Raw genomic sequence first — 16,601 nt, 5'->3', positions numbered from 1 at the left:
GATCAGCTTACTTCGATGCTTGAATTGCTGGCGGCGGCGCATTAAAAGTGACGACCAAATCAAGCATCTCAATTATTTTTTCACGCGTAATGGGTTTTTCAAAACTTGCATGCACTTTTAAGCCTTGAATGCGGGCGATTTTTTCTGCCAAATTTAAAATCGGGCCATTGTAGTTGGCTAATGCCCAATGATTATCAACGGGTGGTACCAGGTTGTGGCCTGAGATAATCAAAATGTCAGCTTTGCACCCATCTAATGCTAAATGACTGAGTAATTCCATTCCGCCCAACTGCGGCATGCATAGATCACAAATGATCAAGTTAGGGCGGATTGTGGCTTGCCGAAATGTGTTTAATCCTTCAAAACCATTTTTCGCCAACAAAATGGACGAGACACCGAGGTCACGTAAAGTGACTTTCATGATCTCTAATAAAAACTCGTCATCATCAACGAGAAGGACATGCAATTTTGCATAGGCTGCGTTCGCGTCAGGGTTCGGGGTCATCATGATGAAAGATTTTTTTAGAAAAGATGCAAACAAGTATAGCGAAAGTTAATCAGAAGCGATATTGATTTCAGTAGAGCGCTTTGTTTCTACCTGCTATGTCGTTACATCGACACAGGTCAATTCTGCTTGATTGTAGTAAGTGCAAAAAATCTGGTGTTATCGAACGCTGAGAATGAACTGACCCGTTTGATATGATTACCCGACTCGGTGTAAGCTTTGCCTATGAAAAATACACAGAATAAATTAAGTTCGCAAGCCTTCGTTGCTGCAGCATATATTAAAGAGATCGGTCGAGGCAAAGAAGGTGCTCGCGATCTTTCCAGAGATGATGCTTATCAGCTTTACTTGGCAATGCTAGAAAATCGGGTCTCTGATTTGGAGATGGGCGCCATATTAATTGCCATGCGAATTAAAGGAGAATCCATCGAAGAAATTGCGGGATTTCTCGATGCCGCTGAAGCGCATATGCAACGTCTACAGGTCGGATCTGACTCAACGTATGCGCCAATCGTTATTCCTAGTTACAACGGCGCTCGTAAGCGTGCGAATTTAACGCCGTTGCTGGCGATATTGTTAGCAAGAGAAGGCGTGCCTGTGCTGGTGCATGGTGTATGCCAAGATCCTGGACGTGTCACCAGTGCAGAGATTTTTTCGGTGCTGCAAATTAAGGCACTGCAATCTATTGAGCAGGCGCAGCAACAGTTGATGGCGACAAATTTAGCATTCGTTCCGATTCAAGTGCTGGCACCCGCAATGTATAGAATTTTAATGATGCGTCAGATTCTGGGTTTGCGTAATTCAACGCACACATTGGTGAAAATCTTGCAGCCGTTCGAGCAGCCAGCTTTGCGCCTCACTTCGTATACCCACCCAGAGTATCAGGTAATGCTTGATCGCTATTTCCGGGAGTTGGCTCCGCAGGTTCGTGGCGCAGCTTTGTTGATGCGAGGGACGGAAGGGGAGGCAGTCGCAAGTACTGGGCGAGCGCAGCGAATTGATTGCTATTGGCAAGGGGAGTGTGAGACCTTGCAAGAGACAACTACGCAGTTGATTGCTGAACCTGAGTATTTACCAGCAGATACCGATGCAGTGAATACCGCCCATTGGATTGTGAATGTGCTCGATGGAAAAGTGCCGATCCCTGCAAATATTGAGCGTCAAGTTGAGCATTGTCTACGATGGTCTAAGAAGCTCAAAGCCGAGAATTAACAATTGCCTTAGCGCTTTTGAATTAAAATGCGCGCCTTATTGAATTGAGCGCCAGAAAGATGAGTATGACTATTGAAGAGACACCAAGCTACGACTTGCTGGTGATTGGCGCTGGTGCAGCGGGGATGATGTGCGCGTCGGTTGTCGGGCAGGCTGGGAAGAAAGTATTGGTGATTGATCACGCCAGTAAGTTGGCGGAGAAAATTCGTATATCTGGAGGCGGGCGTTGCAATTTTACGAACTTACACGCAGCACCTAATCATTTTCTGTCAGAAAATCCACATTTTTGCAAAAGCGCGCTATCACGTTACACCTCACAAGATTTCCTTCATTTGGTGAAGCGTTATCGGATTGCATTTCACGAAAAACACAAAGGGCAATTGTTTTGCGATGAGTCTGCCGAGGACATCATTCGTATGTTGAAGTCTGAATGCGAGCTTGGCAAGGTGCAGTGGCGCATGCCTTGCAGTATTAATACGCTACAAAAAGACGAAAATGGGTTCATCGTTGATACGCAGCAGGGTGTTGTGAGTGCAGCGAATGTGGTGATCGCCACAGGTGGTTTATCGATCCCCAAGATCGGTGCGACAGATTTCTCTTATCGGATCGCTAAACAATTCGGGATAAAGATAGTTGAACCACGACCTGCTTTAGTTCCTCTAACTTTTGATGCGCAAAGTTGGGCGCCATTTGTGCCCATGGCGGGAATTTCTTTAGAAGTGGATATTGAAACGGGTGATAAGAAAAACAAAATTGTGTTTCGTGAAGATTTGTTATTTACACATCGCGGCTTGTCTGGCCCAGCTATATTGCAAATATCGAGTTACTGGCAGCCTGGACAAAACATTCGAATCAATTTATTGCCAGAATTAGATGTCGCAAATGCGTTAATTGCTGCAAAAACCACGACCAAAAAGAATCTGGCGAATTTTCTTGCTGCTTATTTGCCGGCACGATTGGTTGATGGCTTGCTTTCTGCACAAGGCTTTGATGGCGAGCAAAAAATTGCTGATATGCAGGATAAACGTTTGCGTTTGCTTGGTGAAAAAATGAATCGATGGGAGTTATTACCTAGCGGTTCAGAAGGATATCGTAAAGCAGAAGTAACGCGTGGCGGTGTTGATACCCGTGAATTGTCTCAGCAATCAATGATGGTAAAAGCAGTTCCCGGCTTGTACTTCATCGGCGAAGCGGTCGATGTAACAGGCTGGTTGGGGGGCTTTAATTTTCAATGGGCTTGGGCTTCAGGTGTTGCTGCAGGTAAAGCGATTGCTGGACTTGAATGAATATTGAGGCGCCTTTGTTCAGTGCATCTGTTAAGGCGTAATTGCAATTTAACCTGAGAAGAAGTGAGGGATTTAGTTGATTTCGAGATAAGCTGGTGATGATTCGCCACACTTTTTTGCATAAGTTTTCATCAGTTGGCTTCCCTATTTAAAAAAATCCTGTTATGATTTCGGTCTTCCTATAATTTTTAACTGGTTCCGAACTTACATGACCACAATTCGCCTTAAAGAAAACGAGCCGTTCGAAGTCGCCATGCGTCGCTTCAAGCGCACCATCGAAAAGACCGGTCTGTTGACCGAATTGCGCGCTCGCGAGTTTTATGAAAAACCAACTGCAGAACGTAAGCGTCGCTTAGCAGCAGCTGTTAAACGTCACTACAAACGTATTCGTAGTCAGCAATTGCCTAAAAAGATGTATTAATTCTGTTTGGCATTGAGTGTTTTTATAATAGCTTAATGTCGCACAATTTATATCTGCTTTAGGTTTGCATGCCCGCTCCGGTGTACCGCAGCGGGCTTTGTTATTTTCATTGTTTATTTTTGCACGGCAGGTTTGGCTGTGTGAAAGCATTATTCAGAGGATGTCATGAGCTTAAAAGATCAAATCACCGAAGACATGAAGGCAGCAATGCGTGCCAAAGACGCTGCCAAATTGGGCGCGATTCGTTTAATCACTGCTGCAATGAAACAAAAAGAAGTCGATGAGCGTGTTGAATTAAATGACACCATGGTGTTGGCGATTATCGAGAAAATGATCAAGCAGCGTAAAGACTCTATTAGCCAATTTGAGGCTGGTGGTCGTCAAGATTTGGCGGATATTGAAAAAGCCGAAATGGCGATTTTGTCTGCTTATATGCCGGCTGGTTTGACGGAAGCTGAAATGCAAGCTGCCGTCAATGAAGCTGTTGTTGAAGTGGGCGCGACTGGCCCGCAAGATATGGGTAAGTTAATGGCTGTATTGAAGCCAAAGTTGGCAGGGCGAGCTGATATGACTGTCGTATCAGCGATGGTAAAAGCTGCTTTAGCTAAGTAATATTGCTTGATGTTGTGTGATCGCGGCTTCGGGGTGAAATCTTTCCGAGGCCGTATTTGTTTCTATTTCATGAGATTGTTTGCGTGATTCCACAAAGTTTTATTCAAGATCTGCTTGCCCGCGTTGATATTGTTGACGTGGTTGGTAAGTATGTGCAATTGAAAAAAGGTGGCGCAAACTATATGGGTTTGTGCCCGTTTCATAACGAAAAATCTCCTAGTTTTACAGTTAGCCCTACAAAGCAGTTTTATCATTGTTTTGGCTGTGGTGCACACGGCACTTCCATTGGCTTTTTGATGGAGTATTCAGGCTTGAGTTTTGTTGATGCGGTCAAAGACTTGGCGCTCAATAACGGGATGATTGTTCCTGACGATGATCGTATGCTGCCTGCGCAGCGAGCAGAGGTAACGGCAAAGAGCTTGGCTTTAAGTGAGGTTATGACGAAGGCTTGCGATTTTTATCGTCAACAATTACGCGGCGCAGATAAAGCGATTCAATATTTGAAGAAGCGCGGAGTGACAGGTGAAATCGCAGCGCGTTTTGGCCTTGGATATTCGCCAGATGCTTGGGATAGTTTGCGCGCAGTATTTCCTGATTATGGCGTCCATGCTTTAGCTGAGTCGGGGATGGTGATTGATAAAAGTGATGATGAGGGCGCGCATCGGAAACGTTATGATCGTTTTCGAGATCGAATTATGTTCCCTATCAGGAATACGAAAGGGCAAGTGATTGGCTTTGGTGGGCGTATTCTCGATCAAGGCGAACCGAAATATTTGAATTCGCCAGAAACGCCTTTGTACCAAAAGGGTTTGGAATTATATGGACTGTTTGAAGCGCGTCAGGCAATTCGTGAAGCTGGTTATGTGTTGGTAACCGAAGGTTATATGGATGTCGTTGCTCTGGCGCAGCTGGGGTTTCCGCAAGCTGTTGCGACTTTGGGGACTGCTTGTACACCAACGCACGTGCAAAAGCTTCTGCGTCAAACGGACCATGTGATTTTTAGTTTTGATGGTGATAGCGCAGGGCGACGTGCTGCCCGACGAGCATTGGATGCTTGCTTGGCGCATGTCAATGACAATAAAGTTATTAAGTTCCTGTTCTTGCCAACTGAGCATGATCCTGACAGTTTTGTACGAGAGTTTGGTGCGGAAGCATTTGCAAGTGAAGTGCAAAGTGCGATGCCCTTGTCGCAATTTCTCATAAAAGAAGTCAGTGCTGAAAATGATTTGAGTACGGCTGAAGGGCGTGCGAAAACACAGTTTGAGGCAAAACCTTTGCTACAACAAATGGCGCCTTCCGCTTTGCGCTTGCAACTAGTTAGAAATTTGGCGCAGATTACCCAATCTACAGCGTCTGAAATTGAAGCCTTATTTGAATTAAGTCAGCCAGTTGCTCGCGTAAAAATCGCGCCTCCTAAAAGTCGTCGCAGTGCACCTGTTGGTTTGGAGCGACAAGTCATGCGGATTTTAGTCGCACATCCATCCTTAGCTGTCATGATGACTCCGGCAATGATGGCGTGTGCAGCAAGGATAGCGCCTGATGGTGCAGAAATGTTAAAGCAACTCGTATTAATTGCACAACCTATGGGTGAGCAGGCGAATTTCGCAGCCTTAGCTGAAACTTTGCGCGCTACTAGTGCTGATTTTGATCCTTTGATTGCAGAGATTGCTGAGCAAACTGAGTCGGAAATCGAGGTTGTTGGTTTAGAGTTGGCTGGCGCATTGCGGCAAATGCGAGCCCAAGTATTAAAGATGGAAATGGAACAGCTCGCGCAACGAGGCTTGCGAGATCCTATTGATGTTGCGCGCTATCGTGAAATTATGCAGTTGCAAGACGCAATTCGTCGAGAAGCAGAGGCTGAGGCTTCGGGCAGTGTCCCGTGAAGATCGTCTGGGGTTTGTATTGGTGAGCTTGGTAGGCGAATTTTTGCATGGAAAGAATGCCAGTCAATTGGGAAAAATATATTGCAATTGTTTATTTCGATGTGTCGATTCTGATTGATTGGATTGATTAAAAGAGTGGCAAGTGGTATAATTAAAGGCTTTCGATTCAAGGTCTTAGGTTGTTTTCATTCTTTATCACGGCCAATTTATTTTTGGTTAAAGGTGATAGGAATGTGTTGTTTAGGTGAGCATATGCTCCTCCGAGTAACCCAAAACGCCGATGCTAAGAAATGTTGAATTTGATTTTTGCATTAATGTCCTGTTTTGCGGCAATGGCTGATGACAGTGCTTTCTTTTTATAAATTTCAAATAGCTTTTCAGCTTCGGTTGGTTTGATTCAATGGCTAGTGCAATGAAGAAACCCGCGAAAAAACTGACATCCGTAGTTACGAAGAGTTCAACCAAAACTGCTGCCACTAAAAAAATGGCAAGCTCCCCTGCCAAGGCGATAAGTAAGCCTGTGGTCAAGCCAGCAACTAAGATAGCGACTAAGCCAGCAGTCAAGACGGCAACTAAAACAGCAACAAAGACAACGTCAAAAGCACCAGCTAAACCAGCTCCTAAGCTAGTGAAGGTGGCCGCAAAATCGGCGAAAGTCGCGGTGCCGACGAAAGCTGTAAAAGCAGTGCCAACAAAAACGACTAAGTCATCAAAGAGCACAGTAATAAGCCCCAAAGTTGCGCCCAAGAGTGGTGCGCGCCAGCCAGTCACTTCGGTAGTTAAAGCAAAAGTAGTTGCCACAGTTCAGACTAAAGTAAACAAGACAAGTTCTGTTAAAACAAAAGAGCCTGTTTCGGTAAGTAAAGCGACTAAAGTCGCGGATAAAAAAGTCCTTGCGAAAGGCGTTAAAGCGCCTAAAGTAGAACAGAAGCCAGTAAAATTGGTTGAGAGCAAGATTTCAAGTAAAGATGTAAAATCGGCGGTCAGTAAAAAGGAAGTTGAAGTGTCAAAAACACGTGCTACAAAAAATGAACCTAAAGCGGAACCGAAGTTGAGCAAAGATGTCGAAAAAGCTGCAACAAAGCAAGTGAAGCAAACTGAAACACCGTCAGCCGTAACAAAGAAAGCCTCTGTGATTACTAAAGCATCGAACGCCAGTAGCAAAGCCGAAACGACCGACAAAGCTGAAAAAGAAGATGTTAAATCTGTCAAAAAATCAGCAAAAACGGCAAAGCCTGAGAAAGCACCAGAAGTGCAAGAGATTAAATCAGGATCTGCACCGACTGTCAGTCAAACTACTGATGCAGCCTTGTTAGCAAGTATTGATACATCTGGGTATGTTTTACCAGGTGTGAAGGTGCCTGGACGTCGCGGTCGTAAACCGAAAGAATATCAGCCAGAAAACGAAGAGATGGCGGCACTCAACGCGGTAGAGCGCGCTGAGATGAAAGCGCTAGATAAAGCGAAGGCAAAAGATCGCAAAGCAAAAGAAAAAGCCTTATTGAAAGATGCATTTTCGGCAGATCCTGAAGCGACAGCGGAAGAGTTGGAGCGTCGTCGTCAGCGCCTGAAAACCCTGATTAAGATGGGTAAAGATCGTGGCTATCTGACTTTTGCTGAAATCAATGATCATTTACCTGAAAATGTTGTTGATCCTGAAGCGATCGAAGGCATTATCAGCACATTTAATGACATGGGCGTTGCCGTCTATGAGCAAGCGCCTGATGCGGAAGCCTTGTTGTTGTCTGACAATGTCGTTACCGTTGCAAGTGATGATGATGAAGTCGAAGCCGCGGCAGAAGCGGCTTTGTCTACAGTCGATTCTGATTTTGGCCGCACGACCGACCCTGTTCGCATGTATATGCGTGAAATGGGTACGGTTGAATTATTGACTCGCGAAGGCGAAATCGTCATTGCGAAGAAGATTGAAGAAGGCCTGAAAGATATGATTCAGGCGATCTCTGCATGTCCAACGACCATTGCAGAAATTTTGGCGCAGGCTGAGCGTATCGCTAGCGACGAAATTAAAGTCGATGATATGGTAGACGGATTGGTTGATCCAAATGCCGAAACCGAAGAAGAAAAAGCGCCTGTCGTCGTTGCAGAAAGTGACGAAGACGAAGAGGACGAAGAAGACGAAGACGAAGAAGATGAAGAGGAAGAAGATAGCGCGGCAGTCGCTGCTGGCATCTCTGCAGAACAGTTAGAGCAATTAAAACGTGATTCGCTCGCAAAGTTTGCAACGATTTCTGAAAACTTCGACAAAATGCGTAAGGCCTTTGAAAAAGAAGGTTACAACTCTAAGAATTACATCAAAGCACAAGAAGCGATTTCGAACGAATTATTGGGCATCCGCTTCACCGCAAAAGTAGTTGAAAAATTGTGTGACACTCTGCGCGGTCAGGTCGATGAAGTGCGTCATGTCGAGAAGCAAATTCTGGATGTCGTCGTCAATCGTTGTGGTATGCCGCGTTCACATTTCATCAAAGTTTTCCCAGGTAATGAAACGAATCTTGCTTGGGTTGATGGTGAAGTGAATGCAGGTCATTCTTACAGCGCAATTCTTGGTCGTAACGTACCAACGGTGCAGCAGCTGCAACAAAAATTGATTGATCTGCAGGCACGCGTAGTACTGCCTTTGCCAGATTTGCGTGGCATTAACAAAAAGATGTCGGCCGGTGAGATGAAGGCGCGCAAAGCGAAACGTGAAATGACAGAAGCGAACTTGCGTCTGGTGATTTCCATCGCGAAAAAATACACCAATCGTGGTTTGCAGTTCTTGGATCTGATTCAGGAAGGCAACATCGGTTTGATGAAAGCGGTCGACAAGTTTGAATACCGTCGCGGTTATAAATTCTCGACCTATGCAACTTGGTGGATTCGTCAGGCGATCACACGTTCAATCGCTGATCAGGCGCGCACAATTCGTATTCCTGTGCATATGATAGAAACGATCAATAAAATGAATCGTATCTCTCGTCAAATTTTGCAAGAGACGGGTGCAGAACCAGACCCAGCAACTCTGGCGATTAAGATGGAAATGCCAGAAGATAAAATTCGCAAAATCATGAAAATTGCGAAAGAACCGATCTCTATGGAGACGCCGATCGGTGATGACGATGATTCGCATTTGGGCGATTTCATTGAAGATAATCACACCTTGGCTCCAGCAGATGCAGCATTGCATGCATCGATGCGTAATGTCGTGAAGGACGTTTTAGATTCATTAACGCCACGTGAAGCGAAAGTTCTGCGCATGCGTTTTGGCGTAGAAATGTCAACTGATCACACCTTAGAAGAAGTCGGCAAGCAATTCGATGTTACCCGTGAGCGAATTCGCCAGATAGAGGCAAAAGCTTTGCGTAAATTACGTCATCCATCGCGTTCAGATAAGTTGAAGAGCTTTTTAGAAGGTAATTAAATTAGCTTTTGTCTGAACAAGATGAAGTAAAAAAAGAACCGTATGCTCGAAAGAGCTTACGGTTTTTTTATTTGCGTTGATGCACACGATTTTTATCGCAAAAAGCATAGGATTACTGCGCTTAAACATGCATTTATCCTCGCTAAGCCTTGTGCCAATTGTGTCTGATGTAATACAATAAGCCCTCATTTTGTGAAGCATATGATTGCTTCTGCAAATAGGGCCTCTAGCTCATGTTGGTTAGAGCAGCGGACTCATAATCCGTTGGTACCGTGTTCGACTCACGGGAGGCCCACCAAAAATAATCAATATTATTAGTGGGTTACGTTTAATTTTAACGTAGCCCATTTTTTATTTCACCTTCAAATTTTTTCTGTGTAGGCGTGATGTAGGTTTTAGCGCAGATCTTCTACGTGCAAGAAATTAAATACCCATGATTCGACATACCAGTGAGATAGGTTAGCACGATCCTAATCAGCGAGATCGTGAATTATTGTCCTAGTTGATCCTTAAGGGATATTTATTAGGGAGACCTACTCGGAGAATGTCATGATTGAAGCAAAACGACATAATAACCTTACAATTATTGGTGAGCAAAAAATCATGTTTTGCGATTTCGCATGAATTGTTCGTTGGACAAATCCTCTGCCGTTTTCGATTTATTTGATCAGAGTGAAATTAAGATAACAACAGGAAAGACTGATAAATATATGTTAAAAATTGCCTTTGTTTTAATGGAAAAATAAAAATTTCTGTTATTATTTCAACTAAATAAAAGTTGCATAAATAAAAATTCTTCATCTTCCATACTTTTTCTTCGGTAATTGCATCTCCTTGTTCTATGCTTTCAGTGATTACCTCATCGATACGTTTTCATAGCTTGCGCTGCTATCGAACACGACCAATATTGTCTTTATTGACAGCCGGCTTATTGATGCTCTGTGTTTGCCTCGCAGGGATCTACTCTAAATTATGGATGGATCGAGATTTACCCAAGCAACAACTTCGTGAAGCGATTGCAAAATTTGAGCAAGTTAAATCAGACAGAAAACAAGCGGAAGCCCTTGCTCGGCCCCTGATACAGCTTCCTGCATTCGATAGTGCCAGGTTGGTGCAAACACTAAATGCGGTCGCGTCAGATATGCAGGTGGGCTTGGAAGAAGTGTCCTATGTATTGGACGATAACGCCAATCAAGCTTATCTACGTTATCGCATCAGCTTTGGTGTGTTGTCCCGTTATCCCGTGCTGAAAAAAATGATTGGCCACTTGCAAGAGCAATCTCCACATATTTTGTTAGACGGGATATCTTGCTCTCGCGAAGACATCATTTCTGTCGATCTCCATTGCGAACTTGTGTTGTCAGCCTATTTTAGTAAGGCTTAGTTGGTCATGCTTGCGAGATATCGTTGGTTTTTTTTATTGAGTTCTCTTGCGGCCACCATCACCGCGATCATTTACCCAATCGCCCCAGAAGTCGATACTTTTCAGCCGCTTACAGTGCCACAAGCGACGAGCGTATCGCAAAATATGATGCGAAGGAATTCCGTCGATGTTGAAAACGAGTTTGATGATAAAAACGATGATCCATTCTCTCCAAGAGGATGGGGCGCTCAACCGGTCGCAGTTGTTGATAACCAGGTCGTAAAGACGGTCGTCGCTGAACCCGCATATGCTCCGCAAGCGCCAGTTGGCCCGCCACCATTGCCGTATCGCTTTTTAGGTAAATTGACAGATGAAGGCGACATCATTGTGTACCTAGGGCGTGGCGAACAAACCTATGTAGCAAAGGTGGGTGAGATTATTGAAAGTACCTACAAAGTCGTCAAGATTACCGAGCAAAGTTTGGAGTTGGAACATTTGCCCACTGGTGAAAAACAATCTTTATCCATTGAGTAATGGATACCAATTCAATGAAGTTATCCATGAAATTATTGCCGTTCGCGACTTTCTCAAGTCGTCTCATTTGCGTTCTTACTGCGTTTGTTCTCGCCGGATGTGCTGCAGGGTTTCATCATCGTGATGGAATGAATGCCCTAGCACGTCAGGATTTTGCTACAGCGGTGAAAGAGCTTGAATTAGCGACCAAACTGAAGCCGAACGATATTGAATACCGTCGTGATTGGTTAAAAGTTCGTGAGAGCGCAACCAATAAGTTACTCATGACCGGTGGCACGGCTTTGGCATTAGGACAGATCAAAGAGGCGGTGCAAGCTTATCAAGCGATCCTTCAATATGATCCAGAAAATGCACGTGCATTGGCAGGTAAGGAAGACGTATTAAGGTTTTCGAATGCAAAGGAAGAGACATTAGCAGCACGCGATGCGTTGCAACGTGGTGAAGTGGCGATTGCGCAGGAGTGGATATCTCGTGCACTTCGCAATGCACCTGAAATGCCTGCTGCACGTGTACTTAAGCGCGAACTTGATACGCTACAGGCAAAAGAAGTCATTTCCACACCAAGCTTGGGTGCTAACTACAAGAAACCCATTAATCTGGAGTTTCGAGATAACAGCATTAAAATGATTTTTGATGCACTCTCTCGGACGACTGGGATCAATTTTATTTTTGACCGCGATGTTCGTAATGATCAACGTACCTCAGTGTTTTTGAAAGGGACTAGTTTAGATGACGCGATTGATGTGATTTTGTCGACCAATCAGTTAGACAAAAAGGTACTGAATGCGACTAGCGTATTGATTTATCCGAACACGAGCCAAAAGCAAAAAGAGTATCAAGACTTAATCGTCAAAGCCTTTTACATGGCGAATGTTGAGGCGAAAAATGCAGCCAATATGTTAAAGACCGTGTTGAAGGTAAAAGACATTTTTGTCGATGATAAATACAATATGTTGATTCTGCGAGAGAACTCAGAGACGATCGCGCTGGCAGAAAAACTTCTGAATTTGCATGATCTAGAAGAACCCGAAGTCATGCTTGATGTCGAAGTTCTTGAAATTAATCGGTCAAGTTTGTTTAATCTTGGCTTACAAGTGAATAGCCAATTGACGGTAGCACCACTCAACGACTTAATCATTAATTCAAATGGAAACGGTGGTGTCGGCAATGGAACTGGCACAGGTACTCAAACCTTACGTCTCAATGACATGAAGCGTCTCAATTCTGATTTGCTCGGAATTACGTTGCCTAGTGCTACTTTGAATTTAAAGAAAACCGATGGAGATGCTAATTTATTGGCCAACCCCAGCATTCGTGTACGTGATCGGGAAAAAGCAAAAATCATGATTGGCGATAAGGTGCCAGTGGTGACAACCACCAGTACCGGTAACTTTGTTTCCGAAAATATTAATTACTTAGATGTTGGCCTGAAATTAGAGGTCGAACCTGATATTCATTTGCGAGATGAAATCGGATTGAAAATTTCAATGGAAGTGAGTTCCTTAGTCTCATCAGTTAAAACCAATAACGGATCACAGGCATATCAAATTGGAACCCGTAACTTTAGCAGTGCATTGCGTTTGCGTGATGGAGAAACACAAATCCTAGCGGGCTTGATTAGCGATGAAGATCGTTCTTCTGCGAATCGTATTCCTCTGTTGGGAGACCTCCCAATTCTAGGGCGATTATTTTCCAATCAGAGTGATAATCGTCAGAAGACAGAAATTGTTTTATCAATTACGCCACGTCTGATTCGCAACATTCAAAGAGCGAGCCCATCGGCGGAGAGTTTTTGGTCTGGCACGGAAACGACATTGAGAAATAAACCTCTGACATTAAAACAAATTGAGAGCAGTGACGTAGCGAATAAGGCAAGTGGTACCAAATCAGGAACAACCAATAATCCCGCGATAACAACTTCAGTTGCGGGTCCGAACTCTCCAAAGATTAACTGGCAAGGCCCGTCGAAAGCAAAGAAAGATGACGTACAAACAATTGATCTGGAAATTGAAAGTGGACAAATACTTCGAGCAGCATCAATGCAATTGGCATTTAATGCGGCGGATATAGAGATTATTGCTGTCAAAGATGGTGACTATTTCAGTAAGAATGGCAAAGGAAATTTTGGACATGCTGTTGATGTGCCTAGTGGACGAATTTCAATTGGATTAGGCAATAGTGAAGGTATACAGGTGAAAGAAAAGACGAAACTCTTGTCGGTGACTTACAAAGTGCTGCGCAATGCAGGTGAAACTGAAATTAGTGTATTGGGTATGACACCGATAGGTGTGAATCAAGCGGTAGATCGCCCAGCTTTGCCGAATATTCACAAGATACAAATTGAACCTTGATGGCACTGTGATGAAAAAACAATCGGGTTTTAGTTTTATTGAATTGATTGTTTCGGTCGTCATTATTGGCACCTTGGCGACGGTTGCGGTTCCATTTGTGGAAACCACTGTCCGACGCGAAAAAGAGCGTGAATTACGGATCGCTTTACGAGATATTCGTCAGGCGATTGATGCCTATAAGTTTGCAGCGAATAGCGGGAAAATCGCTGTGAGAGAAGATCAAAGTGGCTATCCACCGAGTTTGATTGAGTTGGTTTCTGGTGTCGATGATATTAGCCGGCCTAATGCAGCGAAACTATATTTTATCCGAAAAATTCCTCGTGATCCGTTTTACGCTGATGCAAACCAGCCTGCGATCAAAACTTGGGGTCTAAGAAGCTTTCAATCATCACCGGAGCAACCAAGAGAAGGCGACGATGTTTTTGATGTGTATTCGTTGTCAAATAAGACTGGATTAAATGGCATTCCCTATGCTGAGTGGTGAGAGATCAAAAATGTGTAAGCGTGGATTTACTTTAATTGAATTAATTGTTGCGCTGGCGATCGTCGCTATTATTTTGACGATCGCTGCACCCAAATATTTTGGCAATATTGATAAAACTAAAGAGGCGGTGTTGCGCGAAGACTTATATGTATTGCGTGACGCGATCGATAAGTACTATGGTGACAAGAATAAATACCCTGACGCATTAGAAGATTTGGTTACGGAAAAATATTTAAGAAGTATTCCCATTGATCCTTTCACGTTGAGTGCGCGTAGTTGGGTGTTGGTGCCGCCGGAAGATACTAGTTTAGGCGTTGTTTCAGATGTGCGATCCAGTGCGCCAAACAAGGCGCGAGATGGTACGTGGTTCAAAGATTGGTAAGCATGCGGAAGCAACAAGGATTTAGCTATTTGATTGCCCTATTTTTGGTCTCGATGGTAGCCGTTGTCTCTGTTCGAGCGATGGAAAATTTGGCGAGCTCTGAAAGACACGATAAGGAAACAGAGTTGTTATGGGTAGGGCAGGCGTATAAAAAAGCGATACGGCAATATTATGAAAATTCACCGGGTACCGTTAAAAAATTTCCAAAAGAATTAGCGCAATTATTGATGGATGATCGTGCGACAAAAATCGCACGTCCTCTACGACGACTTTATCGGGATCCAATAACCGCGAGCGATGAATGGGGCATTATTCGCGATCAGGAAGGGGGCATCATGGGCGTTTATTCTTTGTCGACAGTAAAGCCGTTCAAGACGGCGGGTTTTCCAGCAGATTTAGTGAGTTTTACCGGCGCGACGAGGTATAGCGACTGGCATTTTATTTATCAACCTTAATTGGAATTTACTATGAATTTTTTATGTAAGACATCGGGAAAAATGAGGCAAGGAAAGGGATTCACTTTACTTGAACTTCTGGTTGTTATCGTGATCATCGGTTTGTTAGCGGCATTTGTTGCCCCCAAATATTTTGGGCAAATCGGTAAGTCAAAAACGCAAGTCGCTAAGGCTCAAATGGAAGCATTTGATCGTGCGATTGATCAATTCCGTGTTGATACCGAACACTTCCCAACAACCGAACAAGGCCTTGGCAGCTTGTTTGCGCAACCGGCCAATGAACCCTTATGGCGTGGTCCGTACATCAAGAAAGGTATCCCGCTGGATCCATGGAGTAAGGCATATATTTATAAATCACCAGGTACTGATGGTCGCGATTATGAAATCGTTTCCTACGGTAATGATGGTAAGAGTGGTGGCAGTGGTGAGGATGCTGATATCTTGAGTTGGCAATAATTCGTACAGCAAGGCGATTTTGTGTGCGATGAACGTTCTTCATGAATAAGCAATTTAAAGCCAAGGTGTTAGATGCGTCGATGAACATTCGTTTTGTCGATGTCGAGGCAGTGGACGACAGTGAAGCTCGCCGATTTATTGCGGCTGCTGGTCATCGCTTAATGCATCTTCGACAGATTCGAGGCCCACGTTTTACCAGTACGCGTCAAAAACCATTTAATTTGATGGTGTTTAATCAGCAGCTCTATTCATTATTGGAAGCGGGTCAAACCATTGTTGATGCGATCGAAGTCTTAGGCAGAAATGATAAGCGTGGGCATCATCGTTCTATTTTCGATACCCTACTTAAAGCCTTGCATGAAGGATGTCAGCTTTCAGAGGCAATGCAAAAATTGCCCTCTGCTTTCCCAACGTTATACATTGCGATGGTGAAAGCGAGTGAAACTACAGGCACTGTTAAAAATTCGATTCAGCGCTTTACCCAGTATCAAACGCAAGTGAACGAAATACGCGGCAAATTGGTTGCAGCTGCCACCTATCCTGCCATATTGCTGAGCGTCGGATTTTTGGTAATTTCTTTTTTGCTGCTGTACGTCTTACCACGATTTAGCGCGATTTATGATGACACGAATACCGCTAACGCAACCGTTGGATTTGTACAAGCTTGGGGCACATTTGTGCGAAATAATACAGCGTTAGCATGGCTTTCGTTACTAGGAGTGTTGATACTGATCGTGACATTGTTTGTGCATCCTGGTGTACGAGTATTTCTCTCGAAAAAAATACTCAGCGCACCTTGGATTGGTGAAAAAATATGGATTTTGCAGATGGCGCGCATGTATCGTACTTTAGGGATGTTGCTTAAAAGCGGTGTGAGTGTCTTGACCGCGATGCGTATGACGCAGGCGTCTTTGCCATCGAATATGAAAGAGCAGTTAGAAAAATCGATACAAGAGATTAGCGAAGGTCACACCATATCGGATGTTCTTATGCAGCATGGATTGAGTACAGAAATCGCACAACGATTATTAGTTGCGGGGGAGTCGTCTGGTAATTTGGATGACATGATGGAGCGGATCGCCGACTTTTATGATCAAGAAACATCAACTTGGATCGATGCGGCAGGACGATTGATTGAGCCTTTATTAATGGTTGGTATAGGACTGATTGTTGGTGTGGTTGTGTTGATGTTGTACAGCCCAATTTTTGATCTGGCGAATATTGTTTAATAATCGC

At 44.0% G+C, this 16,601-nt stretch carries 16 protein-coding genes and 1 tRNA gene; 15 read left to right on the top strand and 2 right to left on the bottom strand.

Annotated features, from left to right (window positions below):
- Nucleotides 1–7: 7 nt before the first annotated feature.
- Complete coding sequence (locus H8K33_RS15495) at nt 8–508, bottom strand: response regulator (protein ID WP_186891963.1); 501 nt, start codon at nt 506–508, stop codon at nt 8–10.
- Between the two features lie 222 nt (nt 509–730).
- On the opposite strand from H8K33_RS15495, the gene ybiB reads away from it, so the two are divergent.
- The 5 genes from ybiB (at nt 731) to dnaG (ending at nt 5,919) form a co-directional block, all read left to right on the top strand.
- The gene (gene ybiB, locus H8K33_RS15490; RefSeq protein WP_186891962.1) at nt 731–1,717 is read left to right on the top strand and encodes a DNA-binding protein YbiB; all 987 of its coding nucleotides are present in this window, start codon (nt 731–733) and stop codon (nt 1,715–1,717) included.
- A 65-nt stretch (nt 1,718–1,782) separates the two neighbouring features.
- Entirely contained in the window at nt 1,783–3,003 is a 1,221-nt protein-coding gene (locus H8K33_RS15485) for a BaiN/RdsA family NAD(P)/FAD-dependent oxidoreductase (RefSeq protein WP_186892118.1), read from the top strand.
- Between the two features lie 208 nt (nt 3,004–3,211).
- The gene (gene rpsU, locus H8K33_RS15480) at nt 3,212–3,424 is read left to right on the top strand and encodes a 30S ribosomal protein S21 (RefSeq protein WP_186891961.1); all 213 of its coding nucleotides are present in this window, start codon (nt 3,212–3,214) and stop codon (nt 3,422–3,424) included.
- Between the two features lie 165 nt (nt 3,425–3,589).
- Complete coding sequence (locus H8K33_RS15475; protein ID WP_186891960.1) at nt 3,590–4,036, top strand: GatB/YqeY domain-containing protein; 447 nt, start codon at nt 3,590–3,592, stop codon at nt 4,034–4,036.
- An 83-nt stretch (nt 4,037–4,119) separates the two neighbouring features.
- Nucleotides 4,120–5,919 (top strand): DNA primase, encoded by a 1,800-nt coding sequence (dnaG, locus tag H8K33_RS15470; protein WP_186891959.1) that lies wholly within the window; start codon nt 4,120–4,122, stop codon nt 5,917–5,919.
- A 240-nt stretch (nt 5,920–6,159) separates the two neighbouring features.
- Here the strand turns inward: dnaG and H8K33_RS15465 are convergent, their stop codons facing one another.
- Complete coding sequence (locus tag H8K33_RS15465) at nt 6,160–6,720, bottom strand: hypothetical protein (protein WP_186891958.1); 561 nt, start codon at nt 6,718–6,720, stop codon at nt 6,160–6,162.
- A gap of 451 nt (nt 6,721–7,171) precedes the next feature.
- Here H8K33_RS15465 and rpoD point away from each other — a divergent pair, with 451 nt between their 5' ends.
- The 10 genes from rpoD (at nt 7,172) to H8K33_RS15415 (ending at nt 16,594) form a co-directional block, all read left to right on the top strand.
- Entirely contained in the window at nt 7,172–9,340 is a 2,169-nt protein-coding gene (gene rpoD, locus H8K33_RS15460; protein WP_315483788.1) for an RNA polymerase sigma factor RpoD, read from the top strand.
- A gap of 220 nt (nt 9,341–9,560) precedes the next feature.
- A tRNA-Ile gene (locus tag H8K33_RS15455) sits at nt 9,561–9,638 on the top strand.
- Nucleotides 9,639–10,247: 609 nt separating this feature from the next.
- Nucleotides 10,248–10,724, top strand: coding sequence for a GspMb/PilO family protein (locus tag H8K33_RS15450; RefSeq protein WP_222613446.1), 477 nt, complete (start codon nt 10,248–10,250; stop codon nt 10,722–10,724).
- A 36-nt stretch (nt 10,725–10,760) separates the two neighbouring features.
- Nucleotides 10,761–11,237 carry a hypothetical protein gene (locus H8K33_RS15445; RefSeq protein WP_186891956.1) on the top strand — a complete coding sequence of 159 codons (477 nt, stop codon included), beginning with the start codon at nt 10,761–10,763 and terminating at the stop codon, nt 11,235–11,237.
- A 26-nt stretch (nt 11,238–11,263) separates the two neighbouring features.
- Complete coding sequence (locus H8K33_RS15440) at nt 11,264–13,588, top strand: cohesin domain-containing protein (protein WP_222613445.1); 2,325 nt, start codon at nt 11,264–11,266, stop codon at nt 13,586–13,588.
- A 10-nt stretch (nt 13,589–13,598) separates the two neighbouring features.
- Nucleotides 13,599–14,072, top strand: coding sequence for a type II secretion system protein (locus tag H8K33_RS15435; protein ID WP_186891954.1), 474 nt, complete (start codon nt 13,599–13,601; stop codon nt 14,070–14,072).
- Nucleotides 14,047–14,454: a type II secretion system protein gene (locus H8K33_RS15430; protein ID WP_246443659.1), complete on the top strand. Its 408-nt coding sequence runs from the start codon at nt 14,047–14,049 to the stop codon at nt 14,452–14,454. Before H8K33_RS15435 ends, H8K33_RS15430 begins: the two co-directional genes overlap by 26 nt.
- A 2-nt stretch (nt 14,455–14,456) precedes the next feature.
- The gene (locus tag H8K33_RS15425; protein WP_186891953.1) at nt 14,457–14,909 is read left to right on the top strand and encodes a type II secretion system protein; all 453 of its coding nucleotides are present in this window, start codon (nt 14,457–14,459) and stop codon (nt 14,907–14,909) included.
- 12 nt (nt 14,910–14,921) lie between these two features.
- Nucleotides 14,922–15,365, top strand: coding sequence for a type II secretion system major pseudopilin GspG (gene gspG / locus H8K33_RS15420; protein ID WP_246443658.1), 444 nt, complete (start codon nt 14,922–14,924; stop codon nt 15,363–15,365).
- 41 nt (nt 15,366–15,406) lie between these two features.
- Nucleotides 15,407–16,594 (top strand): type II secretion system F family protein, encoded by a 1,188-nt coding sequence (locus H8K33_RS15415; RefSeq protein ID WP_186891952.1) that lies wholly within the window; start codon nt 15,407–15,409, stop codon nt 16,592–16,594.
- Nucleotides 16,595–16,601: the final 7 nt, after the last annotated feature.

The sequence above is a fragment of the Affinundibacterium amnicola genome (assembly GCF_014284275.1).
GTDB classification, from domain to species: domain Bacteria; phylum Pseudomonadota; class Gammaproteobacteria; order Burkholderiales; family Burkholderiaceae_D; genus Undibacterium; species Undibacterium amnicola.
Note: the sequence above shows the minus strand (reverse complement) of the source record. Positions and strands in the feature narration are given on the sequence as shown.